The following is a 19,491-nucleotide window of genomic DNA, read 5'->3' on the forward strand; positions in this document are numbered from 1 at the left end:
GGAACATGCCCATGCGTACCCGTAACCTGGAACTGATTGTCGGCGTCTTTATTCTTGCCGGCCTGCTCGCGCTGGCGGTTTTGGCGGTGCGTGTCAGTGGTCTGACGACCAGCAGCGCTGGCAGCACCTACAGTGTGCACGCCTATTTCGACAACGTGGCGGGGCTGACGCCGCGCGCCAAGGTCACCATGTCGGGTGTCACCATCGGTCAGGTCACTGCGATTGTCTTTGACAAGAACCGCTACGCCGCGCGGGTTGACCTGTCGATCAACAGCAATGTAGATACCCTGCCGGCCGACAGCACGGCCTCTATCCTGACCGCCGGACTGCTGGGCGAGAAGTACGTGGGTATCTCTGTGGGTGGCGATGATGAGCTGCTGGTTGATGGCAGCGAGCTGTACGATACCCAGTCGGCACTGGTGCTGGAGGAACTGATTGGCCGGTTCCTGCTCAATACAGTAAGCAAGGACGACTGATTCCGGTCGGCCTTTCAGGAGAGACTAGTTATGCGTTTTATCATCAATGCCATCGTTGCCCTGGGTCTGCTAGTGCCGGCCCTGGCGCAGGCCAATGCCACGCCTCAGCAGATTGTTGAGGATACGTCCAACAAGGTCATGGCCGTGCTGGATGCCAACCGGGAAACCTATCGCAACGATGTGGATGCCTTCACCCAAGGTCTCAACGAGGTGTTGGAGCCGGTGGTCGACTTTGACGGCATCGCGCGCAGCGTAATGACCGTGCGCTACAGCCGCAGCGCGACAGACGAGCAGATGCAGCGCTTTATCGACACCTTCAAGCGCAGCATGGTGCAGTTCTACGGTAACGCGCTGCTGGACTTCCAGAGTGGTGAAATTACGGTACTGCCGGCCAGCAACCGCGAGCCGCGCCCGGATCGCGCCAGTGTAGACATGCAGGTCAAGGCGGGTAACGGCCAGGTTTACTCGGCCACCTACACCCTGTCACTGGTGAATGACCAGTGGAAGGTGCGTAACGTGATTGTCGAAGGCATCAACATCGGTCTGCTGTTCCGCGACCAGTTTGCCCAGGCGATGAAAACCCATCGCAACGATCTGGATGCGGTTATCGACAACTGGGGTAGCGTGGTTGCCCAGTCCCGCGAAACCGTTGAAAAAGAGACCGAGCAGTGAGTCAGGCGCGCCTGCAGGTGGACGCTGATGGCGTAGTGCAGCTGCACGGCGCGCTGGATTTTGACAGCGCGCCGGCGCTGCGTGAGCAGCTGCTCGATGCCGCTGCGCAGGGCCAGGGAGCACTGGTACTGGATTTTGCCCAGGTTACCCAGGCCAACAGCGTCGCGCTGTCGCTGCTGTTGCGCGCCGCCGAACAGGCCAGCCGCAACGGGCGAGGGCTTCAGCTACGCGCGTTGCCAGCGGGTGTGCAGAGCATGGCGCGGGTCTGCGGTCTGGAGGACTGGCTGCAGCAACACACCCCGGCCTCAACCTAATCGAACAGGGCGCAGTGCAGTCGCGCTGCGCCGCAAGGAGTTACCAGTAAGATGCAATCAACCGAAGTCAAAACGCTGATCGAAAGCAGCCTGGCCGATGCCCGGGTAGAAGTCGAAGGCGAGGGCTGCAACTTCCAGCTCAACCTGATCAGCGATACGCTGGCGGCGCTCTCGCCGGTCAAGCGCCAGCAGCAGGTCTATGCACTGCTGAACCCCTATATTGCCGACGGTCGTATTCACGCCGTTACCATGAAGTTCTACACCCAAGAGGCCTGGGCGTCGCGCGCCTGAGGCTTGGAGCAGCTACCGCAAATGGACAAACTAGTCATCACCGGCGGCAACCGCCTGGACGGGGAAATCTGGATTTCCGGCGCCAAGAACTCGGCCTTGCCGATCCTCGCTGCCACGCTGCTGGCGGATGAGCCGGTCACCATCTCCAACCTGCCGCACTTGCATGACATCACCACCATGCTGGAGTTGTTCGGCCGCATGGGTGTGCAGCCGGTGGTAGATGAGCGCCTAGGGGTTGAGGTAGACCCGACCAGCATCAAAACACTGGTTGCCCCATACGAGCTGGTCAAGACTATGCGTGCGTCCATTTTGGTGCTCGGCCCGATGGTCGCCCACTTTGGTCAGGCCGAAGTAGCGCTGCCCGGCGGCTGTGCCATCGGCTCGCGCCCGGTTGACCTGCACATTCGTGGCCTGGAAGCCATGGGTGCCGAGATCACGGTAGATGGGGGCTATATCAAGGCCAAGGCGCCAGAGGGTGGCCTGCGCGGTGCGCACTTCCTGTTTGACGTTGTCAGCGTCACAGGTACCGAGAACATTCTGATGGCGGCCACGCTGGCCAAGGGCAAGACGGTTATCGAGAACGCCGCGCGTGAGCCTGAGGTCGTTGACCTGGCCGAGTGCCTGATTGCCATGGGCGCGCAGATCAGTGGTCATGGCACCGACACTATCACCGTACACGGCGTGGAGCGCCTGCACGGTGCACGTTACTCGGTCATGCCCGACCGCATTGAAACCGGCACCTTCCTGGTTGCAGCCGCTGCTACCCGCGGCCGCGTCAAGCTCAAGGGCACTGACGCCGGCATTCTGGATTCAGTGCTGCTCAAGCTGGAAGAAGCGGGCGCCCATATTGATACCGGCAAAAACTGGATCGAGCTGGATATGAAGGGCAATCGCCCGCGCGCCGTCAACCTGAAAACCGCGCCTTATCCGGCCTTCCCGACCGATATGCAGGCGCAGTTTGTCGCCATGAATACGGTGGCCGAAGGTACGGGCACCGTGATCGAGACCATCTTTGAAAACCGCTTCATGCACGTTCAGGAAATGAACCGCATGGGTGCGCGCATTCTGGTGGAGGGCAACACCGCCATTATCACCGGTGTCGAGCAGCTCAAGGCTGCCCCGGTGATGGCTACCGACCTGCGCGCTTCGGCGAGCCTGGTGATCGCCGGCCTGGTGGCTGATGGCGACACCATGGTAGACCGCATCTACCACATCGACCGCGGTTACGAATGTATTGAAGAGAAGCTGCAGGCGCTTGGCGGTATCATTCGCCGCGTACCGGCCTAACAGAGAGTATTCATGAGCCAGACCCTGACCATTGCCCTGTCCAAGGGGCGCATCCTTGACGACACCCTGCCGCTGCTCAAAGAGGCGGGGATCGAGCCGACCGAGGATCTGGAAAAGAGCCGCAAGCTGATTTTTCCGACTACCGACCCGAACGTCCGTCTGCTGATTGTGCGTGCGACCGATGTGCCGACTTACGTCGAACATGGCGCCGCTGATCTGGGCGTGGCTGGTAAGGACGTGCTGATGGAATATGGCAGTCAGGGCCTCTACGAGCCGCTGGACCTGAAAATTGCCAACTGCAAGCTGATGACCGCAGGCCCGGTGGATGCACCGGAGCCGACCGGTCGCTTGAAGGTCGCCACCAAGTTCGTCAATGTTGCGCGCCGCTACTATGCCGAACAAGGCCGTCAGGTTGACGTGATCAAGCTGTACGGCTCCATGGAGCTGGCGCCGCTGGTAGGGTTGGCCGACAAGATCATCGACGTGGTCGACACCGGTAATACGCTCAAGGCCAACGGCCTGGAGCCGCAGGACCTGATCGCCATGATCAGTTCGCGCTTGATCGTCAACAAGGCTTCGATGAAGATGAAGCATGCGCGTATCAAGAGCCTGATTGATTTGCTGGCCGAGGCCGTTGAACGCCGCAGCGCCTGAGTCTCACCCTGAACCCGTTTCCCTGTTTTCGTGAAGGTATCCTTATGAGTACGCCGTTGAAAATCGCCCGTCTGAACGCCAATCAGAGCGATTTTGCCGCGCATCTGGACACCTTGCTGGCCTGGGAAGGGGTGTCGGACAAGGCGGTCAATGACCGCGTTGAGGAAATTATTGCTGCTGTTCGCTCCAATGGCGACGCAGCGCTGGTCGAGTACACCGAGCGTTTTGACGGCCTGTCTGTAGACAGTATGGCGGACCTGATTCTTGATCGTGCGCGCCTGGAGTTGGCACTTGAGCGCATCACGCCTGAGCAGCGCGAGGCATTGTCCGTTGCCGCCGAGCGCGTGCGCAGCTACCACGAGCACCAGCGTCAGGATTCCTGGCGCTACACCGAGGCTGATGGCACCGTGCTGGGCCAGCAGATCACGCCGCTGGATCGCGTCGGATTGTATGTGCCGGGCGGCAAGGCCTCTTACCCGTCCTCGGTGTTGATGAATGCCATTCCCGCCAAGGTCGCCGGCGTGCCGGAAGTGGTCATGGTGGTGCCGACCCCGCGTGGCGAGATCAACGAGCTGGTGCTGGCGGCGGCCTGTCTGGCCGGAGTCGACCACGTATTTACCATCGGCGGCGCGCAGGCCGTGGCGGCACTGGCTTACGGCACGGAAAGCGTACCGCAGGTCGACAAGATTGTCGGGCCGGGCAACATCTACGTGGCCACTGCCAAGCGCGCCGTGTTCGGTCAGGTAGGTATCGACATGATTGCCGGCCCCTCCGAGATTCTGGTGGTCTGTGATGGCCAGACCGATCCGGACTGGATTGCCATGGACCTGTTCTCCCAGGCCGAGCACGACGAAGACGCCCAATCCATTCTGCTCTCGCCGGACGCCGATTTTCTCGACGCCGTGGAGGCCAGCCTCAATCGCCTGATCGGCGACCTGGAGCGTGATGCCATCGTCCGCGTGTCGCTGGAAAATCGCGGCGCGCTGATCAAGGTGGACGACCTGGCTCAGGCTTGCGAGCTGACCAATCGCATCGCGCCAGAGCACCTGGAACTGTCCGTTGCTGACCCCGAGGCGCTGCTGCCGCAGGTGCGTCATGCCGGCGCCATCTTTATGGGCCGCTATACCCCGGAAGCACTGGGTGATTACTGCGCCGGCCCCAACCACGTACTGCCGACCTCCGGCACCGCGCGTTTTTCTTCGCCGCTGGGCGTCTATGACTTCCAGAAGCGCTCGTCGATCATCTTCTGCTCCCCCGAAGGTGCCTCCGAGCTTGGCAAGACCGCCTCAGTACTCGCCCGTGGCGAAAGCCTGACCGCCCACGCGCGCAGCGCGGAATACAGAATCAAACCCTAACAGCCGCTGTAGGCTGTAGGCTGAAGGCTGGAAGGGCTACTCCAGAGCCAAGTCCTCCAGCCTCTAGCCTTGAGCCTCAAGCGGATTTCTGGAGTGTCCCGTGAGCCGTTTCTGGAGTCCCTTTGTCAACGACCTGGTGCCCTATGTGCCGGGTGAGCAGCCCAAGGTCGAGAACCTGGTCAAGCTCAACACCAATGAGAATCCCTATGGGCCGTCGCCGCGGGTGGTGGATGCCATTCAGACGGAACTCAATGACAGCCTGCGCCTGTACCCGGCGCCCAACGCCGATGCCCTGAAAGACGAGATTGCCCGCTACTACGGTGTGGACACCGCACAGGTGTTCGTTGGCAACGGCTCGGATGAGGTGCTGGCGCACATCTTTCACGGGTTGTTCCAGCATGGTCGCCCGGTGCTGTATCCGGATATTACCTACAGCTTCTACCCGGTCTATTGCGGCCTGTATGGCATCGAGCCTGCGCCGCAGCCGCTGCGCGAGGATTTCAGCATTGACCCGGCGGATTACCGCAAGGCCAATGGCGGCATCATTTTCCCCAACCCAAATGCACCGACCGGCGTGGCGCTGGCACTGGAGCAGATTGAGCAGATTCTCGACGCCAATCCGGATTCGGTGGTGGTGGTGGATGAGGCCTACGTCGATTTTGGCGCTGAAACGGCAATCACTTTGGTGGACCGTTATCCCAACCTGCTGGTCACCCAGACCCTGTCCAAGTCTCGCTCGCTGGCGGGCCTGCGGGTGGGGCTGGCGGTTGGGCATGCAGATCTGATTGAGGCGCTGGAGCGTATCAAGAACAGCTTCAATTCATACCCGCTGGATCGCCTGGCGATTGTCGGCGCGGTTGCCGCGTTTCAGGATCAGAGCTGGTTCAACCAGACCCGCCAGGCAGTGATTCGCAGCCGCGACAGTCTCACGGCAGCCTTGCTTGAGCGCGGTTTTGAAGTGCTGCCGTCGCAGGCCAATTTCGTATTTGCGCGGCACCGCCAGCGTGATGCTGCGGAGCTGGCGCAGGGGCTAAGGGAGCGGCGCGTTATTGTGCGGCACTTCCGTCTGCCGCGCATCGAGCAGTTTCTGCGCATCACCATCGGCACCGAAGCGCAGAACAAGGCACTGCTGGCGGCGCTGGACGAGGTGCTTTAAGCGCGAAGCGTCAGTTCTGGAAGGAGGGGCGCACGGCCACCTCGGCACGCAGGTTGACTGGCTGGCCGCTGCGCAGTACCTCCAGCTCAATGCTGTCACCCGGCTTGGCGCGCGCCACCTGATTCATGGCTTGTCGGCCGCTGGTGGTCGGCTGGTCATTGATGCGCAGGATCACATCGCCTGGCAGCAGGCCGGCGTTCCACGCCGGGCCGTTGCGGTACAGGCTGGTCACCACAATGCCCTGACTGACTTCCAGCCCGAAGGACTCGGCCAACTCTGGCGTCATCGGCTGTACCGCCACGCCGAGCCAGCCGCGAATCACGTGGCCGTGCTGAATGATCGCCTGCATCACCTCAACGGCCAGCTGTACGGGAATGGCGAAGCCGATACCTTGCGCTGCGCCAGCCTGGGAAAAGATGGCGGTGTTGATGCCGATCAGGTTGCCCTCGGCGTCAATCAGCGCGCCGCCGGAGTTGCCCTGGTTAATGGCCGCATCGGTCTGAATAAAGTCTTCATAGGTATTGAGCCCCAGCTGGTTGCGGCCGGTGGCGCTGATAATGCCCATGGTAACGGTCTGCCCCAGCCCGAAGGGGTTGCCGATCGCCATGACCACGTCGCCAATGCGCTGCTGTTCGCGTGACTCAATGGTGATAGAGGGCAGGTTGGGCAGGTCGATCTTGAGCACCGCCAGATCCGTTTCCGGATCTGCGCCAATCACGGTGGCCAGAGCCTCGCGGCCATCTTTCAGGGCGACCTGAATTTCATCGGCGCCGGCAATCACGTGGTTGTTGGTCAGCAGATAACCCTCGGGGTTGAGGATGACTGCCGAACCCAGGCTGGACTGCGTTGGGTTAGGGCTGCTCAGGCTGTCGGAGTAGTCGCGCATGGCGCCATCGGCGGCCTTGCTGGTGTAGATGTTGGCAACGGCAGGGGCGGCCCGCTCAACCCCGCGGCTGTAAGACACCAAACCCATACCTGAGCGCGGCTCGGAAACCTCGCGCAGGACAATGTCATGCGCCGGCAGGCCAAGCCACTCGGGGAACTGCTGGATGATCAGCAGTGCCAGCAGCACGCCGCAGACCACAGGCCAACCCATAGTGCGTAACAGTTCTTTCATCAAAACCCTGCTCGTCGTTGGTGCTGACCGCTGGCGGTCGAATCCTGCGGCATTATACGGACTCGGGACAGATAATGCAGGGCTGAGGTGCGCACTGGGGTGGTCGATCACCCCCGCCTTGTAACCGCTCGTCGGACACCGGACAATGACCCGCCCATCATCAACCTAACTGGAGGCCCCCATGGTCGAACGCGACACACTGCTGCGCTACTGCAATGAGCTGCTCGACAGTAACAGCTTTCAGGACTATTGCCCCAACGGGCTGCAGGTTGAAGGCAATCGCGAGATACGCCGTATCGTCAGCGGTGTGACTGCCAGTCAGGCCCTGGTGGACGCGGCGGTCGCAGCCCAGGCAGACCTGCTGCTGGTGCACCACGGGTACTTCTGGCGCGGCGAGGCGGCAGCGGTGGTGGGTATCAAGCAGCGCCGCTTGAAGGCCCTGCTGCAGCACGATATCAACCTCATGGCCTACCACCTGCCGCTGGATGTACATGCCGAACTGGGCAACAACGCGCAGCTGGCACGACTGATGGGCTGGCAGATTACCGGCGGCCTTGAACCGAGTAATCCGCGTTCGGTCGGGCTTACTGGCGAGCTGCCCACGCCCTGCAGCGGCGAAGCCTTGGCCGCGCAGCTGGCCGAGCGGCTGCAGCGTGAACCGCTGTTTATTGCCGGCCACGACCGCCCGGTCAAGCGCATCGCCTGGTGCACCGGCGGCGCCCAAGGCTACATCGACAAAGCTATTGCGCTGGGTGTCGATGCCTTTATTACCGGCGAAGTGTCCGAGCCCACCGTGCACGCCGCCCGCGAAAACGGCATCCACTTCTACGCCGCCGGCCACCACGCCACCGAACGTTACGGCGCCAAAGCGTTGGGCGAACATTTGGCGGTTACGTTTGGGCTGGAGCATCGGTTTATCGATATTGATAATCCGGTCTAGCAGCGCGTAGCGCTGAGCCGCAGGAAAAGCCGCTGAAGGCTGAAGGCTGGAGGCTTGAAGCGGTCCGAGCTGTTGTGACTATCAGCTTTTATTTTCTGCAAATTCTGTTTGCCAAGCTTTATCTCGGATCTATCTTGTCCAGCCTCCAGCCTCCAGCCTCCAGCCTCCAGCCTCCAGCCTCCAGCCTCCAGCCTCCAGCCTCCAGCCTCCAGCCAGTTTTTCATATGCATATAGCCGATGGTTCTTGATCGGCTGCTTATTATAAAAAATCGCCTTTGATACAATGCGCGGCAGTCGAATTGGGCCGCAGGGCCGTTACCCATTCAACGCGAGTACACCATGCTGGAAAAACTGACTCACCTGAAACAACTGGAAGCCGAGAGCATTCACATCATTCGTGAAGTCGCGGCCGAGTTCCAGAACCCGGTCATGCTTTATTCGATCGGTAAAGACTCCGCAGTCATGCTGCACCTGGCGCGCAAGGCCTTTTACCCGGGTCGTTTGCCGTTCCCGGTACTGCACGTGGACACCGGCTGGAAGTTTCAGGCGATGTACGAGTTCCGCGAAAAGATGGTCAAGGAGATGGACCTTGACCTGCTGGTGCACAAGAACCCGGAAGGCGTGGCACAGGGTATCAACCCTTTCACCCACGGCAGCGCGGTGCACACCGACGTGATGAAAACCCAGGGCTTGAAGCAAGCGCTGGACAAGTATGGTTTTGATGCTGCCTTTGGCGGTGCCCGCCGTGATGAAGAGAAGTCCCGCGCCAAGGAGCGTGTCTACTCCTTCCGTGACAAGCACCACCGCTGGGACCCGAAAAACCAGCGCCCTGAGCTGTGGAACATCTACAACGGCAAGGTGCACAAGGGCGAGAGCATCAGGGTATTCCCGCTGTCCAACTGGACCGAGCTGGATATCTGGCAATACATCTATCTGGAAAGCATCCCGATTGTGCCGCTGTACTTCGCAGCCGAGCGCCCGGTGGTCGAGTACAACGGCTCGCAGATCATGGTCGACGACGACCGCATGCCGCTGGACGGCAAGACGCCGGAAATGAAGATGGTGCGCTTCCGCACCCTGGGCTGCTACCCGCTGACCGGCGCCGTCGAATCCAGCGCCGCCACCCTGCCGGAAATCATCCAGGAAATGCTGCTCACCCGCACCTCCGAGCGCCAGGGCCGCGTCATCGACCACGACTCGGCCGGGTCCATGGAGGAGAAGAAGAGGCAGGGCTATTTCTAGGAAAAGCCGCTGAAGGCTGGAGGCTGGAGGCTAGAAGAAATGGATTTCGAGAAGCTGGAAGTTTGGCGCTTGTCGGCAAGGTTGTCGGTAGACGTTTACAAGTACTTTTCAGATTGCCGCGATTACGGTTTCAAGGATCAGATCACAAGGTCATCGTTGTCCGTTCCAAGCAACATTGCAGAAGGCATGAGCAGAGGCGGCGACCGGGAAAAGTACCATTTTCTGAATGTGGCTAAAGGGTCATGTTCAGAACTTAGAACACAAATTTACATTGGCAGAGAGGTGGGGCTGATACCTCGGGCTTTGAGTCAAGACTGGGTTGGTCGTTGCAAGCGTATTTCGTCCATGCTGACGGGCTTACAGAGACAGATCGGTCGTACAACAGAGTAGCGTTGAACGCGGATGCTGGACTTCCAGCTTCTAGCCTTCAGCCTTCAGCCTTCCGCTCACGAATCAGGATTGAACTAATGTCGCATCAGTCGGAATTGATCAGCCAGGACATCCTGGCTTACCTGGCCCAGCATGAACGCAAGGAACTGCTGCGCTTTCTGACCTGCGGTAACGTCGACGACGGCAAGAGCACCTTGATCGGGCGTTTGCTGCATGACTCCAAGATGATCTATGAAGATCACATGGAAGCCATCACCCGCGACTCCAAGAAGTCCGGCACCACGGGTGAAGAGGTGGATCTGGCGCTGCTGGTGGATGGTCTGCAGGCCGAGCGCGAGCAGGGTATTACCATCGACGTAGCCTATCGCTACTTCTCCACCGCCAAGCGCAAGTTCATCATCGCCGACACCCCCGGCCATGAGCAGTACACTCGCAACATGGCGACCGGTGCCTCTACCTGTGATCTGGCGATCATTCTGATCGACGCCCGCTACGGCGTGCAGACCCAGACCAAGCGTCACAGCTTTATTGCATCCTTGCTGGGCATCAAGCACATCGTGGTTGCGGTCAACAAGATGGACCTGATGGACTTCGATCAGACCGTCTACGACAAGATCCGCGAAGACTACCTGCAGTTTGCCAAGGGGCTGGACCTGCTGGACGGTGACAAGGTGCAGTTTGTGCCCATGTCGGCGCTTAAGGGTGACAACGTGGTCAACCGCAGCGAGCGTAGCCCCTGGTATACCGGCCCGTCGCTGATGGAGATTCTGGAAACCGTTGAGATCGCCAGCGACCGCAACACCACCGACCTGCGCTTCCCGGTGCAGCTGGTCACCCGCCCCAACCTGAACTTCCGTGGCTTTGCCGGCACCATCGCCTCTGGCGTTGTGCGCAAGGGCGACGAGCTGACTGTGCTGCCGTCCGGCAAGGGCAGCCGCGTCAAGTCCATCGTCACCTTTGACGGTGAGCTGGAAGAGGCGGGCCCCGGTCAGGCGGTTACCCTGACGCTGGAAGACGAAATCGACATCTCCCGTGGCGACATGCTGTGCCACGCAGACAACCGCCCGCTGATTGGCGATCAGTTTGAAGCGACGCTGGTGTGGATGGCCGAGCAGCCCATGCAGCCTGGTCGCAAGTACGACATCAAGCGCGCTACCAGCTACAGCCCGGCGTCCTTTACCCGTATTCAGCATCGCATCGACGTCAACACGCTGGAGCAGCAACCCGCTGCCGAGCTGGCGTTGAACGAAATCGGCCGTGTGCAGGTCGCGCTGGAGCGACCGATTGCCTTTGATGACTATCAGAGCAATCACACCTCCGGCGCCTTCATCGTTATCGACCGCATGACCAATGGCACTGTGGGTGCCGGCATGATCGTCGCCAAGGCGCAGGACGGGCAGAACACCAGCGGCAGTCACCATGGCCGCCTGGCCCACGTGACTGCGACTGAGCGTGCTGAGCGTTTCGGTCAGGAGCCGGTTACCGTGCTCTTTACCGGCCTCTCCGGTTCGGGCAAGAGCAGCATTGCTTACGCCTTGGAACGCAAGCTGTTCGACGGCGGCCGTGCCTGCTACGTGCTGGACGGCAAGGTCATGCGTCAGGATCTGAGCAAAGGTCTGGCGATGGATGCGGCCGGTCGTGCCGAGAACCTGCACAAGGGCGCGCGCATCGCTCGCCAGATGAACGAAGCGGGCTTGATCGCCATCGGCGCCTTTGTCGCACCGACCGAAGAAAGCCGCGCAACTGCGCGTCATATCCTCGGCAACCGCTGCCTGCTGGTGCACCTGGATACGCCGCTGGATGTCTGTCAGCAGCGCGACCCCTCGGGCATCTACGCCGCCAACGTCGAAGGTACCATTCCGGGTATCTCCTTCCCGTATGAAGCGCCGAGCGATGCCGACCTGGTGCTCAACACCGCCGAGCTGGATCTGGAAGGCTGTGTCGCGAGCGTGGTTGGTCTGCTGCGCGAACGCAAGCTGATCTGATCGGCTTGCCTGTTGAGAAGGACACGCCATGACGCCGGCTGACATCGACTTTATGCGGCTGGCACTGGCGCAGGCGCAGCTGGCGGCCGAGCGGGGCGAAGTCCCGGTGGGCGCCGTGCTGGTGCAAGATGGCAAGGTGATCGGCGAGGGCTTCAACCAGCCGATCACCAGCCTCGACCCCAGCGCCCATGCTGAAATGGTCGCCATTCGTCAGGCCGCAACGGCCCTGCAGAATTACCGCCTGCCCGGCACCACCCTGTACGTCACCCTCGAACCCTGCACCATGTGCTCTGGTCTGCTGATCCACAGCCGCATCGGGCGTCTGGTCTACGGCGCCAGCGAACCCCGCTCCGGCGCCGTCGCCAGCCGCAGCCAAGTCCTGGACCAGCCCTGGATGAATCACCGGGTGCAGGTGGAGGGCGGGGTGTTGGCGGAGGAGTGTGGGGCGCTGTTGTCGGGGTTTTTTAGGGAGAGGCGCGGGCGCGGCTGACGGAGCTTTTCGGTAAGGCTGGAGGCTGAAGGCTTTAGGCTGGAAGGTTAAGGGGCTGTGCTTGTTGGTCGGCTATATGGCTTGACCTAGGCCTATGCATGGCAACCAAACTTCCCACATTTATCTCGACCTTCCAGCCTCCAGCGTTAAGCCTCCAGCCGCGCAGCGCGATGCGCTGCGCTAAACCCCATCCGGCAACTGCTCCAGAATCCCCGGCGCGTGGTATTGCTCGGCCGGTTGCTGGCGGGATTCGGATTGGGGTTGGGTGACCCATTGCAGGATGTCGTAGTAGCGGCGGATGTTCTGCACGTAGTGCACCGGCTCTGAGCCGCGGGCGTAACCGTAGCGGGTTTTGCTGTACCACTCTTTCTTCTGCAGCAGCGGCAGAAAATCCTTTACGTCGACCCAGCGGTTGGGGTCGCGGCCGCCGTCGGCGGTCAGCTTGCGGGCGTCATCCAGGTGGCCCAGGCCGACGTTGTAGGCGGCCAGTGCAAACCAGGTGCGGTCGGGCTCGGGAATGTCGGTGGGTATCTGATCACGCACCCAGATCAGGTAGCGCGCACCGCCGTTAATGCTCTGCTGCGGGTCAACGCGGTTGGTTACGCCGACAAACTTGGCGGTTGGCAGGGTTAGCATCATTAGCCCGCGTACGCCGGTGGCCGAGCGTGCATTCGGGTCCCAGAGCGACTCCTGATAACTCATGGCGGCCAGCAGGCGCCAGTCCAGTGAGTTCTGGTCGCCGGCCTGACGCAGAAAGGTCTCAAAGCGCGGCAGGCGGTTTTGCATATGGGTGGCGAAGGCGCGGGCGCCCACGTAGTCCAGTACATCGGAGTGGCCGTAAAAGCGTTCGATCAGCTGATCCAGGGTGCCGTCGGCCTTGATGCGGGAGAAGAACCCATTGACCGCATCGAGCAGGGTGCTGTCGGCGTACTGGCGCAGCGCCCAGGCCATCGGCTGGCCGTCGCCGAGGTCAAAGGCAACGCTCACGGCCGGGTAAAATGCCTGATTGACCACCAGCTCGTTGGAGTAGACCACCGCGCTGTCAATTTCGCCGTCGTTGACCAGGCGCAGCAGGTCAACCACTTCAACGCTGTCAGACTCCTCAAAGGTCAGCTCCGGGTGGCTCTGCTGCAGGGCGCGCAGCTCGTCAGCCAGGGTGCTGCCCTTGAGGACCATCAGGCGTTGGCCGTAGAGGTCTTCAATGCTGCGCGGTTTGCGACTGTCGCGCCGGTAGACCACCTGCGGAATTACATCGAGATAGGGTGCGGCAAAGCGAATCTGTTCGCTGCGGGCCGGGTTGACGGTCAAGCCCGCTGCCGCCACCTGTGGGCCATCGGCTTCGCCCAATTGCTGATAGAGACTGTCGAGGGTGTCGGCGGCCTGCATGTCCAGGCCCACGCCCAGGCTGTCGGCAAAGCGCTTGGCCAGCTCGTACTCCAGCCCGGTATCACCGTTGCGATCTTGATAGTAAGTGGTCGGCGTGTTGCGGGTGATCACGCGCAGGGTGCCGTCCTCCTGAATCTGTTCCAGTTGGGTGCTTTGCTCACAGGCTGTCAGCAACACGGCGCACAGGGCGGTGGCCAGAGCCTTTAAACGGGGAAGGCGAGGGGCTGGTCGATGCATGGCGCCAGTATAGGCAAAAGCGGGCTGCGGCAATAGCCGCTGGCGTAATCACAGCAGGGCTGCCGCTGGCCAGTGCGGCATGGCTCCAGCGCTCGGCTTGGGGTATCCTATGCGCCTTCTTTTTCCCACTGTTCGCATCCCGAGGCCGATACCGACATGCATATCCTGCGTGGAGCCCCAGCCCTTTCCGATTTTCGTCGTACCAAGTTGCTCGCCAAGCTGCAAAGCCGCCTTGCCGCAGTGACCGGGGTGTACGCCGAGTTCATGCATTTCGCCGAGCTGAGCAGCGAGCTGGACGAGCAATCCGCGCAGGTGCTCGACCGTCTGCTGCGCTACGGCCCGTCCGTGCCGGTCGAAGAGCCCGCGGGCGAACTGGTGCTGGTTGTGCCGCGTTTTGGCACCATCTCTCCCTGGTCCAGCAAGGCGACTGACATCGCGCGCAACTGTGGCCTGAGCCAGGTGCTGCGTCTGGAGCGCGGTATCGCGTACTACGTCAGCGGCAAACTGTCGGCTGATGAGCGCAAGGTGCTGGTTGCCGAACTGCATGACCGCATGACCGAGCTGGCGCTGGATGATCTGGATGCGGCAGCAGCGCTGTTCGCCCACACCGAGCCCAAGCCGTTCCAGCGTGTCGACATCCTAGCCGGCGGCCGTGATGCGCTGGTGGAAGCCAACAGCAGCCTGGGTCTGGCGCTGGCCGAAGACGAGATCGACTACCTGGTTGAAAGCTTCACCGGCCTTGGCCGCAACCCGAGCGACGTTGAACTGATGATGTTCGCCCAGGCCAACTCCGAGCATTGCCGGCACAAGATCTTCAACGCCAGCTGGGATATCGACGGTCAGGCGCAGGATAAAAGCCTGTTCGGCATGATCAAGAACACCTATCAGATGCACAGCGATGGCGTGCTGTCGGCCTATAAAGACAACGCCGCTGTGATCGAAGGCTTCACCGCAGGCCGTTTCTTCCCGGTGCCGGGTAGCTTTGAATACCGTGCTCACGAAGAGCCGGTGCATATCCTGATGAAGGTAGAAACCCACAACCACCCGACCGCGATTGCCCCGTTCCCGGGCGCGTCTACCGGTTCCGGTGGTGAGATTCGTGACGAAGGCGCCACCGGTATCGGCGGCAAGCCGAAGGCCGGTTTGACCGGTTTCACCGTCTCCAACCTGCGTATTCCGGGCTTTGTCCAGCCGTGGGAAGAAGACAACGGCAAGCCGTCGCGCATTGTTACCCCGCTGCAGATCATGATCGAAGGCCCGCTCGGCGGCGCCGCGTTCAACAACGAGTTTGGTCGTCCGAACCTGAACGGTTACTTCCGTACCTTCGAAACCACCATCGACTCGCCCCGTGGCCCGGAAACCCGTGGTTACCACAAGCCGATCATGATCGCCGGTGGCATGGGCAACATCCGTGCAACCCACGTCGAGAAGTCCGACATCCCGGTTGGCGCCAAGCTGATCGTGCTGGGCGGCCCGGCGATGCTGATCGGTCTGGGCGGCGGCGCGGCGTCTTCCATGGCCACCGGTGCCAGCGCCGAGGATCTGGACTTTGCCTCTGTACAGCGGGAAAACCCGGAAATGGAGCGCCGCTGTCAGGAGGTCATCGACCGCTGCTGGCAGCTGGGTGACAAGAACCCGATCGCCTTTATCCACGACGTGGGCGCGGGCGGCCTGTCCAATGCCTTCCCGGAGCTGGTCAACGACGGTGGTCGCGGCGGCCGTTTCGAGCTGCGCAACGTACCGAACGACGAGCCGGGCATGAGCCCGCTGGAAATCTGGTCCAACGAATCCCAGGAACGCTACGTCATGGCCGTGCCGAACGCCGATTTCGAGCGTTTCGAAGCCATCTGCCAGCGCGAGCGTTGCCCCTTCGCCGTGGTCGGTGAAGCGACTGAAGAACAGCTGCTGGTGCTCAACGACAGCCACTTCGACAACCAGCCGGTCGACATGCCGCTCTCGGTGCTGCTCGGCAAGCCGCCGCGCATGCATCGCAGCGTCGAGCGTGAAGCAGAGCAGGGCGACAACTTCAGCGCCAGTGAGCTGACCCTGAGCGATGCTGCCGAGCGCGTGCTGCGTTTGCCGGCGGTTGCCAGCAAGCAGTTCCTGATCACCATTGGTGACCGCAGCATTACCGGCATGGTTACCCGCGACCAGATGGTTGGCCCGTGGCAGGTGCCGGTGGCCGACTGCGCCGTGACCGCCACCAGCTTTGACGTTAACACCGGTGAAGCCATGGCCATGGGCGAGCGCACGCCGCTGGCGCTGCTCAACGCCCCGGCCTCCGGTCGTATGGCGGTGGCAGAAACCGTGACCAACCTGGCTGCTGCGCGCATCGACAAGCTGTCGGACATCAAACTGTCTGCCAACTGGATGTCCGCTGCCGGTCACCCCGGTGAAGACGCGCGCCTGTACGACACCGTCAAGGCAGTCGGCATGGAGCTGTGCCCCGAGCTGGGCATTACCATTCCGGTCGGCAAGGACTCCATGTCCATGAAGACCCGCTGGGACGAGTCCGGCAAAGAGAAGTCGGTTACCTCGCCGCTGTCGCTGATCGTCACCGGCTTCGCCCCGGTGCAGGATGTGCGTGCCACCCTGACCCCGCAGCTGCGTCTGGACCACGGTGCAACCGACCTGATCCTGATTGATCTGGGCCGTGGTCAGAACCGCTTGGGCGGTTCTGCGCTGGCGCAGGTCTACAACAAGATCGGCCAGCAGGTGCCGGATCTGGACGACGCTGAAGACCTCAAAGCCTTCTTCGCCGTGATTCAGGGCTTGAATCAGGACGAGCTGCTGCTCGCCTATCACGACCGCTCCGACGGCGGCCTGTTCACCACCCTGACCGAGATGGCCTTTGCTGCCCGCTGCGGTTTGAATATCAACCTCGACGTACTGGCGCAAGACGCCAGCACACTGGCCGAAGTGCTGTTCAACGAAGAGCTGGGCGCGGTTATTCAGGTTGCCCAGAGCGACACCGAAGAAGTGCTGGCACAGCTGTCTGCCGCTGGCCTGGGTGATTGCAGCGCGGTGATCGGTCAGCCCGCCAGCGAGCAGGCGATTCGCTTCGAGTTTAACGGCAAGCCGGTGCTGGAAAGCACCCGCGCCATCTGGCAGCAAGCCTGGAGCGAAACCAGCTGGCAGATTCAGCGCCTGCGCGACAACGCCGAATGCGCGGATCAGGAGTTTGAAGGCATTGCCGACGACGCCAACCCCGGCCTGCACGCGCTGCTCAGCTTTGATATCAACGAAGACGTTGCCGCACCGGCCATCAGCAAGGGCTCGCGCCCGCGCGTTGCCATTCTGCGTGAGCAGGGCGTCAATGGTCAGGTTGAGATGGCTGCGGCCTTCAACCGCGCCGGCTTCAGCGCGGTAGATGTACACATGAGCGACATCCTCAGTGGCCGCGTTGAGCTGGAAGACTTCCGTGGCTTGGTCGCCTGCGGCGGCTTCTCATACGGTGACGTACTGGGCGCTGGTGAGGGTTGGGCCAAGTCGATCCTGTTCAACCAGGTCGCCCGTGAAGCCTTTACAGCCTTCTTTGCTCGCCCCGACACCTTCGCCCTGGGCGTGTGCAACGGCTGCCAGATGCTCTCCAACCTGCGTGAGCTGATCCCCGGCAGTGACCACTGGCCGCATTTTGTGCGCAACCGCTCCGAGCAGTTTGAAGCGCGAGTTGCCATGGTCGAAGTGCAGCCTTCGCCGTCGATCTTCCTCAGCGGCATGGTCGGCAGCCGTTTGCCGATCGCCATCGCCCACGGTGAAGGCCACGCCGAATTTGCCAGCAGCGCCGCTGTTGACGCTTGTGAGGCCGCCAACGCCGTGGCCCTGCGCTACGTCGACAACCGTGGCCGCATGACCGAACGCTACCCGGCCAACCCCAACGGCTCGCCGCGTGGTATCACCGGTCTGACCACCCGCGACGGTCGCGTCACCATCATGATGCCGCACCCGGAGCGCGTGTTCCGCGCCGTACAGAACTCTTGGCACCCGGATGACTGGAGCGAAGACGGCGGCTGGATGCGCATGTTCCGCAATGCCCGCGCCTGGATCGGTTAATCGCCAGCGCAGTAAACTGCAACCCCGGCCACGCGCCGGGGTTGTTGCTTGTGGTGAGCGTCAGGCTGCCCCTCTTAGCCTAACGGGCTAAATACACCCGCAAAGCCTTGACCCAAAACGTGTGTATAGACTTGTGTGGTCCGGACATCGGCGTGGCCGAGCAAGGTCTGCACAGTCCGGATATCACTGCCGCGACGCAGCAGTTCAGTAGCAAAGGTATGGCGAAAGGTCACTCGAAGAACGGCTGCACAGCGTTATTCAAGACATGAGCAGCGGTGACCGGCATCTTGCTTGTGTCCAGCCTGCCAAGAGCAAAGCGACTGAAGCAGTCGATCAGGGTTTGCAGATACACCTTGCCTACGCCTTTGACCGTGACGCCGCTACGTGGACCGGCTGGTGGCGCGGCGTAGTGTTCTGGCCGGTGTTTCCCCGAAGCGCGCGCGATAGGCGCGGGAGAAGTTGCTGACGTGGCTGTAGCCAACTCGCTTGGCAACCTCACGCACGGGCAGCTCGCCTGATTGCAGCCAGCGGTTGGCTGTGCTCATGCGTTCGTTGCGCACGTATTCGGCGCAACTGAGCTGGAATTTCTGCCGAAACAGTTGATCGAGACGGTTCTCGGACAGGCCGGCCATGTTGGCCAGGGCGCTGAGCGCCAGGGTGCCATCCAGGTTGTGTTCGATGTGCGCGATGATGTCGCTGAGGCTCTGGTCTTCCCAGACGACAATGCGGTCTTTTGTCGGGTTTTCTTCGCAGAACAGCTCGATGATTTCTGCCAGAAAGAGGTTCGCAATACCTTCGAGCTTCAGCAGTCGGGTGCTGCCCTTGGCGTGGTTGTCGAACAGGTTGCTTGCCAAATGCCGCAGGCGCGGACTGGGCGAGAATGATTGGCCTAACTGAAAATCGCCAAAGCTGTTGTCAGTGAATAGCGCCAGCCGCCCGGGCAGTTGGCCATCGAAGCGGGCTTGCAGGGGCGCGAGTGTGGATGCTACGCCCACATGGCGAACGAGCTGCCCTTTGAACAGATGAAAGCGGCTGCCTGATGGGTCAACCCGCATCAACAGGGCGGAATCGGGTGTCAGCGTAAAGGTTTTGCCGTCGGGGTAGGCCAGCTCGGAGTGGCCCTGCAGATGCAGTGCCGAGCCGATCCACGGTTCGCTGAAGCTGTTCTGCACCTGCACGAAGCAGTCGTCCAGTGCTTCATATTCCATCCGGTAGAGCACTATGCCGCTGGCGAACTCCAGACGCTCCATGCGACCGCGAACGCCCGGCAGGTCGATCGCCTGACCGCCGCTCATATCTGCATGAACTACTGGCACCTCGGTGCCGTTTCCATGTTTTTTTATCATGGCTGAATACTACCGGAATTCGCCAGTTTGGCCGCCAATATGGGGAAAATGATAAGAACCGGGAAAATGATATGCCCGCCAGGTGGTTCTTAACCGCAGT

General features: G+C 61.4%; 17 protein-coding genes and 2 pseudogenes. 14 read left to right on the forward strand and 5 right to left on the reverse strand.

Translation table 11 applies throughout. The features are described from left to right. Positions 1-11 precede the first annotated feature (11 nt). The 8 genes from mlaD to hisC all read left to right on the forward strand — a co-directional run bounded on the left by mlaD (position 12) and on the right by hisC (position 6,205). Positions 12-476: an outer membrane lipid asymmetry maintenance protein MlaD gene (mlaD, locus tag HV822_RS12805; RefSeq protein WP_238870556.1), complete on the forward strand. Its 465-nt coding sequence runs from the start codon at positions 12-14 to the stop codon at positions 474-476. A gap of 42 nt (positions 477-518) precedes the next feature. After that, positions 519-1,148 carry an MlaC/ttg2D family ABC transporter substrate-binding protein gene (locus HV822_RS12810; protein ID WP_449555752.1) on the forward strand — a complete coding sequence of 210 codons (630 nt, stop codon included), beginning with the start codon at positions 519-521 and terminating at the stop codon, positions 1,146-1,148. Continuing rightward, positions 1,145-1,462, forward strand: a complete 318-nt coding sequence (locus tag HV822_RS12815) for an STAS domain-containing protein (protein WP_238870561.1) — start codon at positions 1,145-1,147, stop codon at positions 1,460-1,462. The genes HV822_RS12810 and HV822_RS12815 overlap by 4 nt, the downstream gene beginning before the upstream one ends. Before the next feature lie 51 nt (positions 1,463-1,513). After that, the gene (locus HV822_RS12820; protein WP_238870562.1) at positions 1,514-1,753 is read left to right on the forward strand and encodes a BolA family protein; all 240 of its coding nucleotides are present in this window, start codon (positions 1,514-1,516) and stop codon (positions 1,751-1,753) included. Positions 1,754-1,774: 21 nt separating this feature from the next. Then, positions 1,775-3,040, forward strand: a complete 1,266-nt coding sequence (gene murA, locus HV822_RS12825; RefSeq protein ID WP_238870564.1) for a UDP-N-acetylglucosamine 1-carboxyvinyltransferase — start codon at positions 1,775-1,777, stop codon at positions 3,038-3,040. Positions 3,041-3,052: 12 nt separating this feature from the next. Further along, positions 3,053-3,694 carry an ATP phosphoribosyltransferase gene (gene hisG / locus HV822_RS12830; protein ID WP_238870565.1) on the forward strand — a complete coding sequence of 214 codons (642 nt, stop codon included), beginning with the start codon at positions 3,053-3,055 and terminating at the stop codon, positions 3,692-3,694. A gap of 44 nt (positions 3,695-3,738) precedes the next feature. Further along, the gene (hisD, locus tag HV822_RS12835) at positions 3,739-5,049 is read left to right on the forward strand and encodes a histidinol dehydrogenase (protein WP_238870566.1); all 1,311 of its coding nucleotides are present in this window, start codon (positions 3,739-3,741) and stop codon (positions 5,047-5,049) included. Between the two features lie 100 nt (positions 5,050-5,149). Beyond that, entirely contained in the window at positions 5,150-6,205 is a 1,056-nt protein-coding gene (gene hisC / locus HV822_RS12840) for a histidinol-phosphate transaminase (RefSeq protein WP_238870567.1), read from the forward strand. Between the two features lie 10 nt (positions 6,206-6,215). On the opposite strand, the gene HV822_RS12845 is transcribed toward hisC, so the two are convergent. Then, positions 6,216-7,322 carry a S1C family serine protease gene (locus tag HV822_RS12845; RefSeq protein ID WP_238870568.1) on the reverse strand — a complete coding sequence of 369 codons (1,107 nt, stop codon included), beginning with the start codon at positions 7,320-7,322 and terminating at the stop codon, positions 6,216-6,218. A 181-nt stretch (positions 7,323-7,503) separates the two neighbouring features. On the opposite strand from HV822_RS12845, the gene HV822_RS12850 reads away from it, so the two are divergent. The 5 genes from HV822_RS12850 to tadA all read left to right on the forward strand — a co-directional run bounded on the left by HV822_RS12850 (position 7,504) and on the right by tadA (position 12,369). Continuing rightward, positions 7,504-8,262: a Nif3-like dinuclear metal center hexameric protein gene (locus tag HV822_RS12850; RefSeq protein WP_238870569.1), complete on the forward strand. Its 759-nt coding sequence runs from the start codon at positions 7,504-7,506 to the stop codon at positions 8,260-8,262. 339 nt (positions 8,263-8,601) lie between these two features. Next, positions 8,602-9,504 carry a sulfate adenylyltransferase subunit CysD gene (cysD, locus tag HV822_RS12855; RefSeq protein ID WP_083729065.1) on the forward strand — a complete coding sequence of 301 codons (903 nt, stop codon included), beginning with the start codon at positions 8,602-8,604 and terminating at the stop codon, positions 9,502-9,504. Between the two features lie 39 nt (positions 9,505-9,543). Continuing rightward, the gene (locus HV822_RS12860) at positions 9,544-9,894 is read left to right on the forward strand and encodes a four helix bundle protein (protein WP_238870570.1); all 351 of its coding nucleotides are present in this window, start codon (positions 9,544-9,546) and stop codon (positions 9,892-9,894) included. A gap of 77 nt (positions 9,895-9,971) precedes the next feature. Beyond that, a complete protein-coding gene (gene cysN, locus HV822_RS12865; RefSeq protein ID WP_238870571.1) occupies positions 9,972-11,879 on the forward strand; it encodes a sulfate adenylyltransferase subunit CysN in 1,908 nt (635 codons plus the stop codon). 28 nt (positions 11,880-11,907) lie between these two features. Continuing rightward, positions 11,908-12,369 (forward strand): tRNA adenosine(34) deaminase TadA, encoded by a 462-nt coding sequence (tadA, locus tag HV822_RS12870; protein WP_238870572.1) that lies wholly within the window; start codon positions 11,908-11,910, stop codon positions 12,367-12,369. Between the two features lie 180 nt (positions 12,370-12,549). On the opposite strand, the gene mltF is transcribed toward tadA, so the two are convergent. Then, positions 12,550-13,992 carry a membrane-bound lytic murein transglycosylase MltF gene (gene mltF, locus HV822_RS12875; RefSeq protein WP_396264883.1) on the reverse strand — a complete coding sequence of 481 codons (1,443 nt, stop codon included), beginning with the start codon at positions 13,990-13,992 and terminating at the stop codon, positions 12,550-12,552. A 156-nt stretch (positions 13,993-14,148) separates the two neighbouring features. Here mltF and purL point away from each other — a divergent pair, with 156 nt between their 5' ends. Next, positions 14,149-18,045 (forward strand): phosphoribosylformylglycinamidine synthase, encoded by a 3,897-nt coding sequence (purL, locus tag HV822_RS12880; protein ID WP_238870574.1) that lies wholly within the window; start codon positions 14,149-14,151, stop codon positions 18,043-18,045. A 74-nt stretch (positions 18,046-18,119) separates the two neighbouring features. Here purL and HV822_RS18185 read toward each other — a convergent pair. From HV822_RS18185 to HV822_RS12895, 3 genes and pseudogenes are all read right to left on the reverse strand, one after another. Then, positions 18,120-18,275, reverse strand: a pseudogene (locus tag HV822_RS18185) (tyrosine-type recombinase/integrase); the annotation flags it as partial. A 2-nt stretch (positions 18,276-18,277) separates the two neighbouring features. Then, positions 18,278-18,418, reverse strand: a pseudogene (locus HV822_RS12890) (IS481 family transposase); the annotation flags it as partial. A 7-nt stretch (positions 18,419-18,425) separates the two neighbouring features. Further along, positions 18,426-19,361 carry an AraC family transcriptional regulator gene (locus HV822_RS12895; protein WP_238870575.1) on the reverse strand — a complete coding sequence of 312 codons (936 nt, stop codon included), beginning with the start codon at positions 19,359-19,361 and terminating at the stop codon, positions 18,426-18,428. Positions 19,362-19,491: the final 130 nt, after the last annotated feature.

It is taken from the genome of Halopseudomonas maritima, assembly GCF_021545785.1.
Taxonomy (GTDB): Bacteria; Pseudomonadota; Gammaproteobacteria; order Pseudomonadales; family Pseudomonadaceae; genus Halopseudomonas; species Halopseudomonas maritima.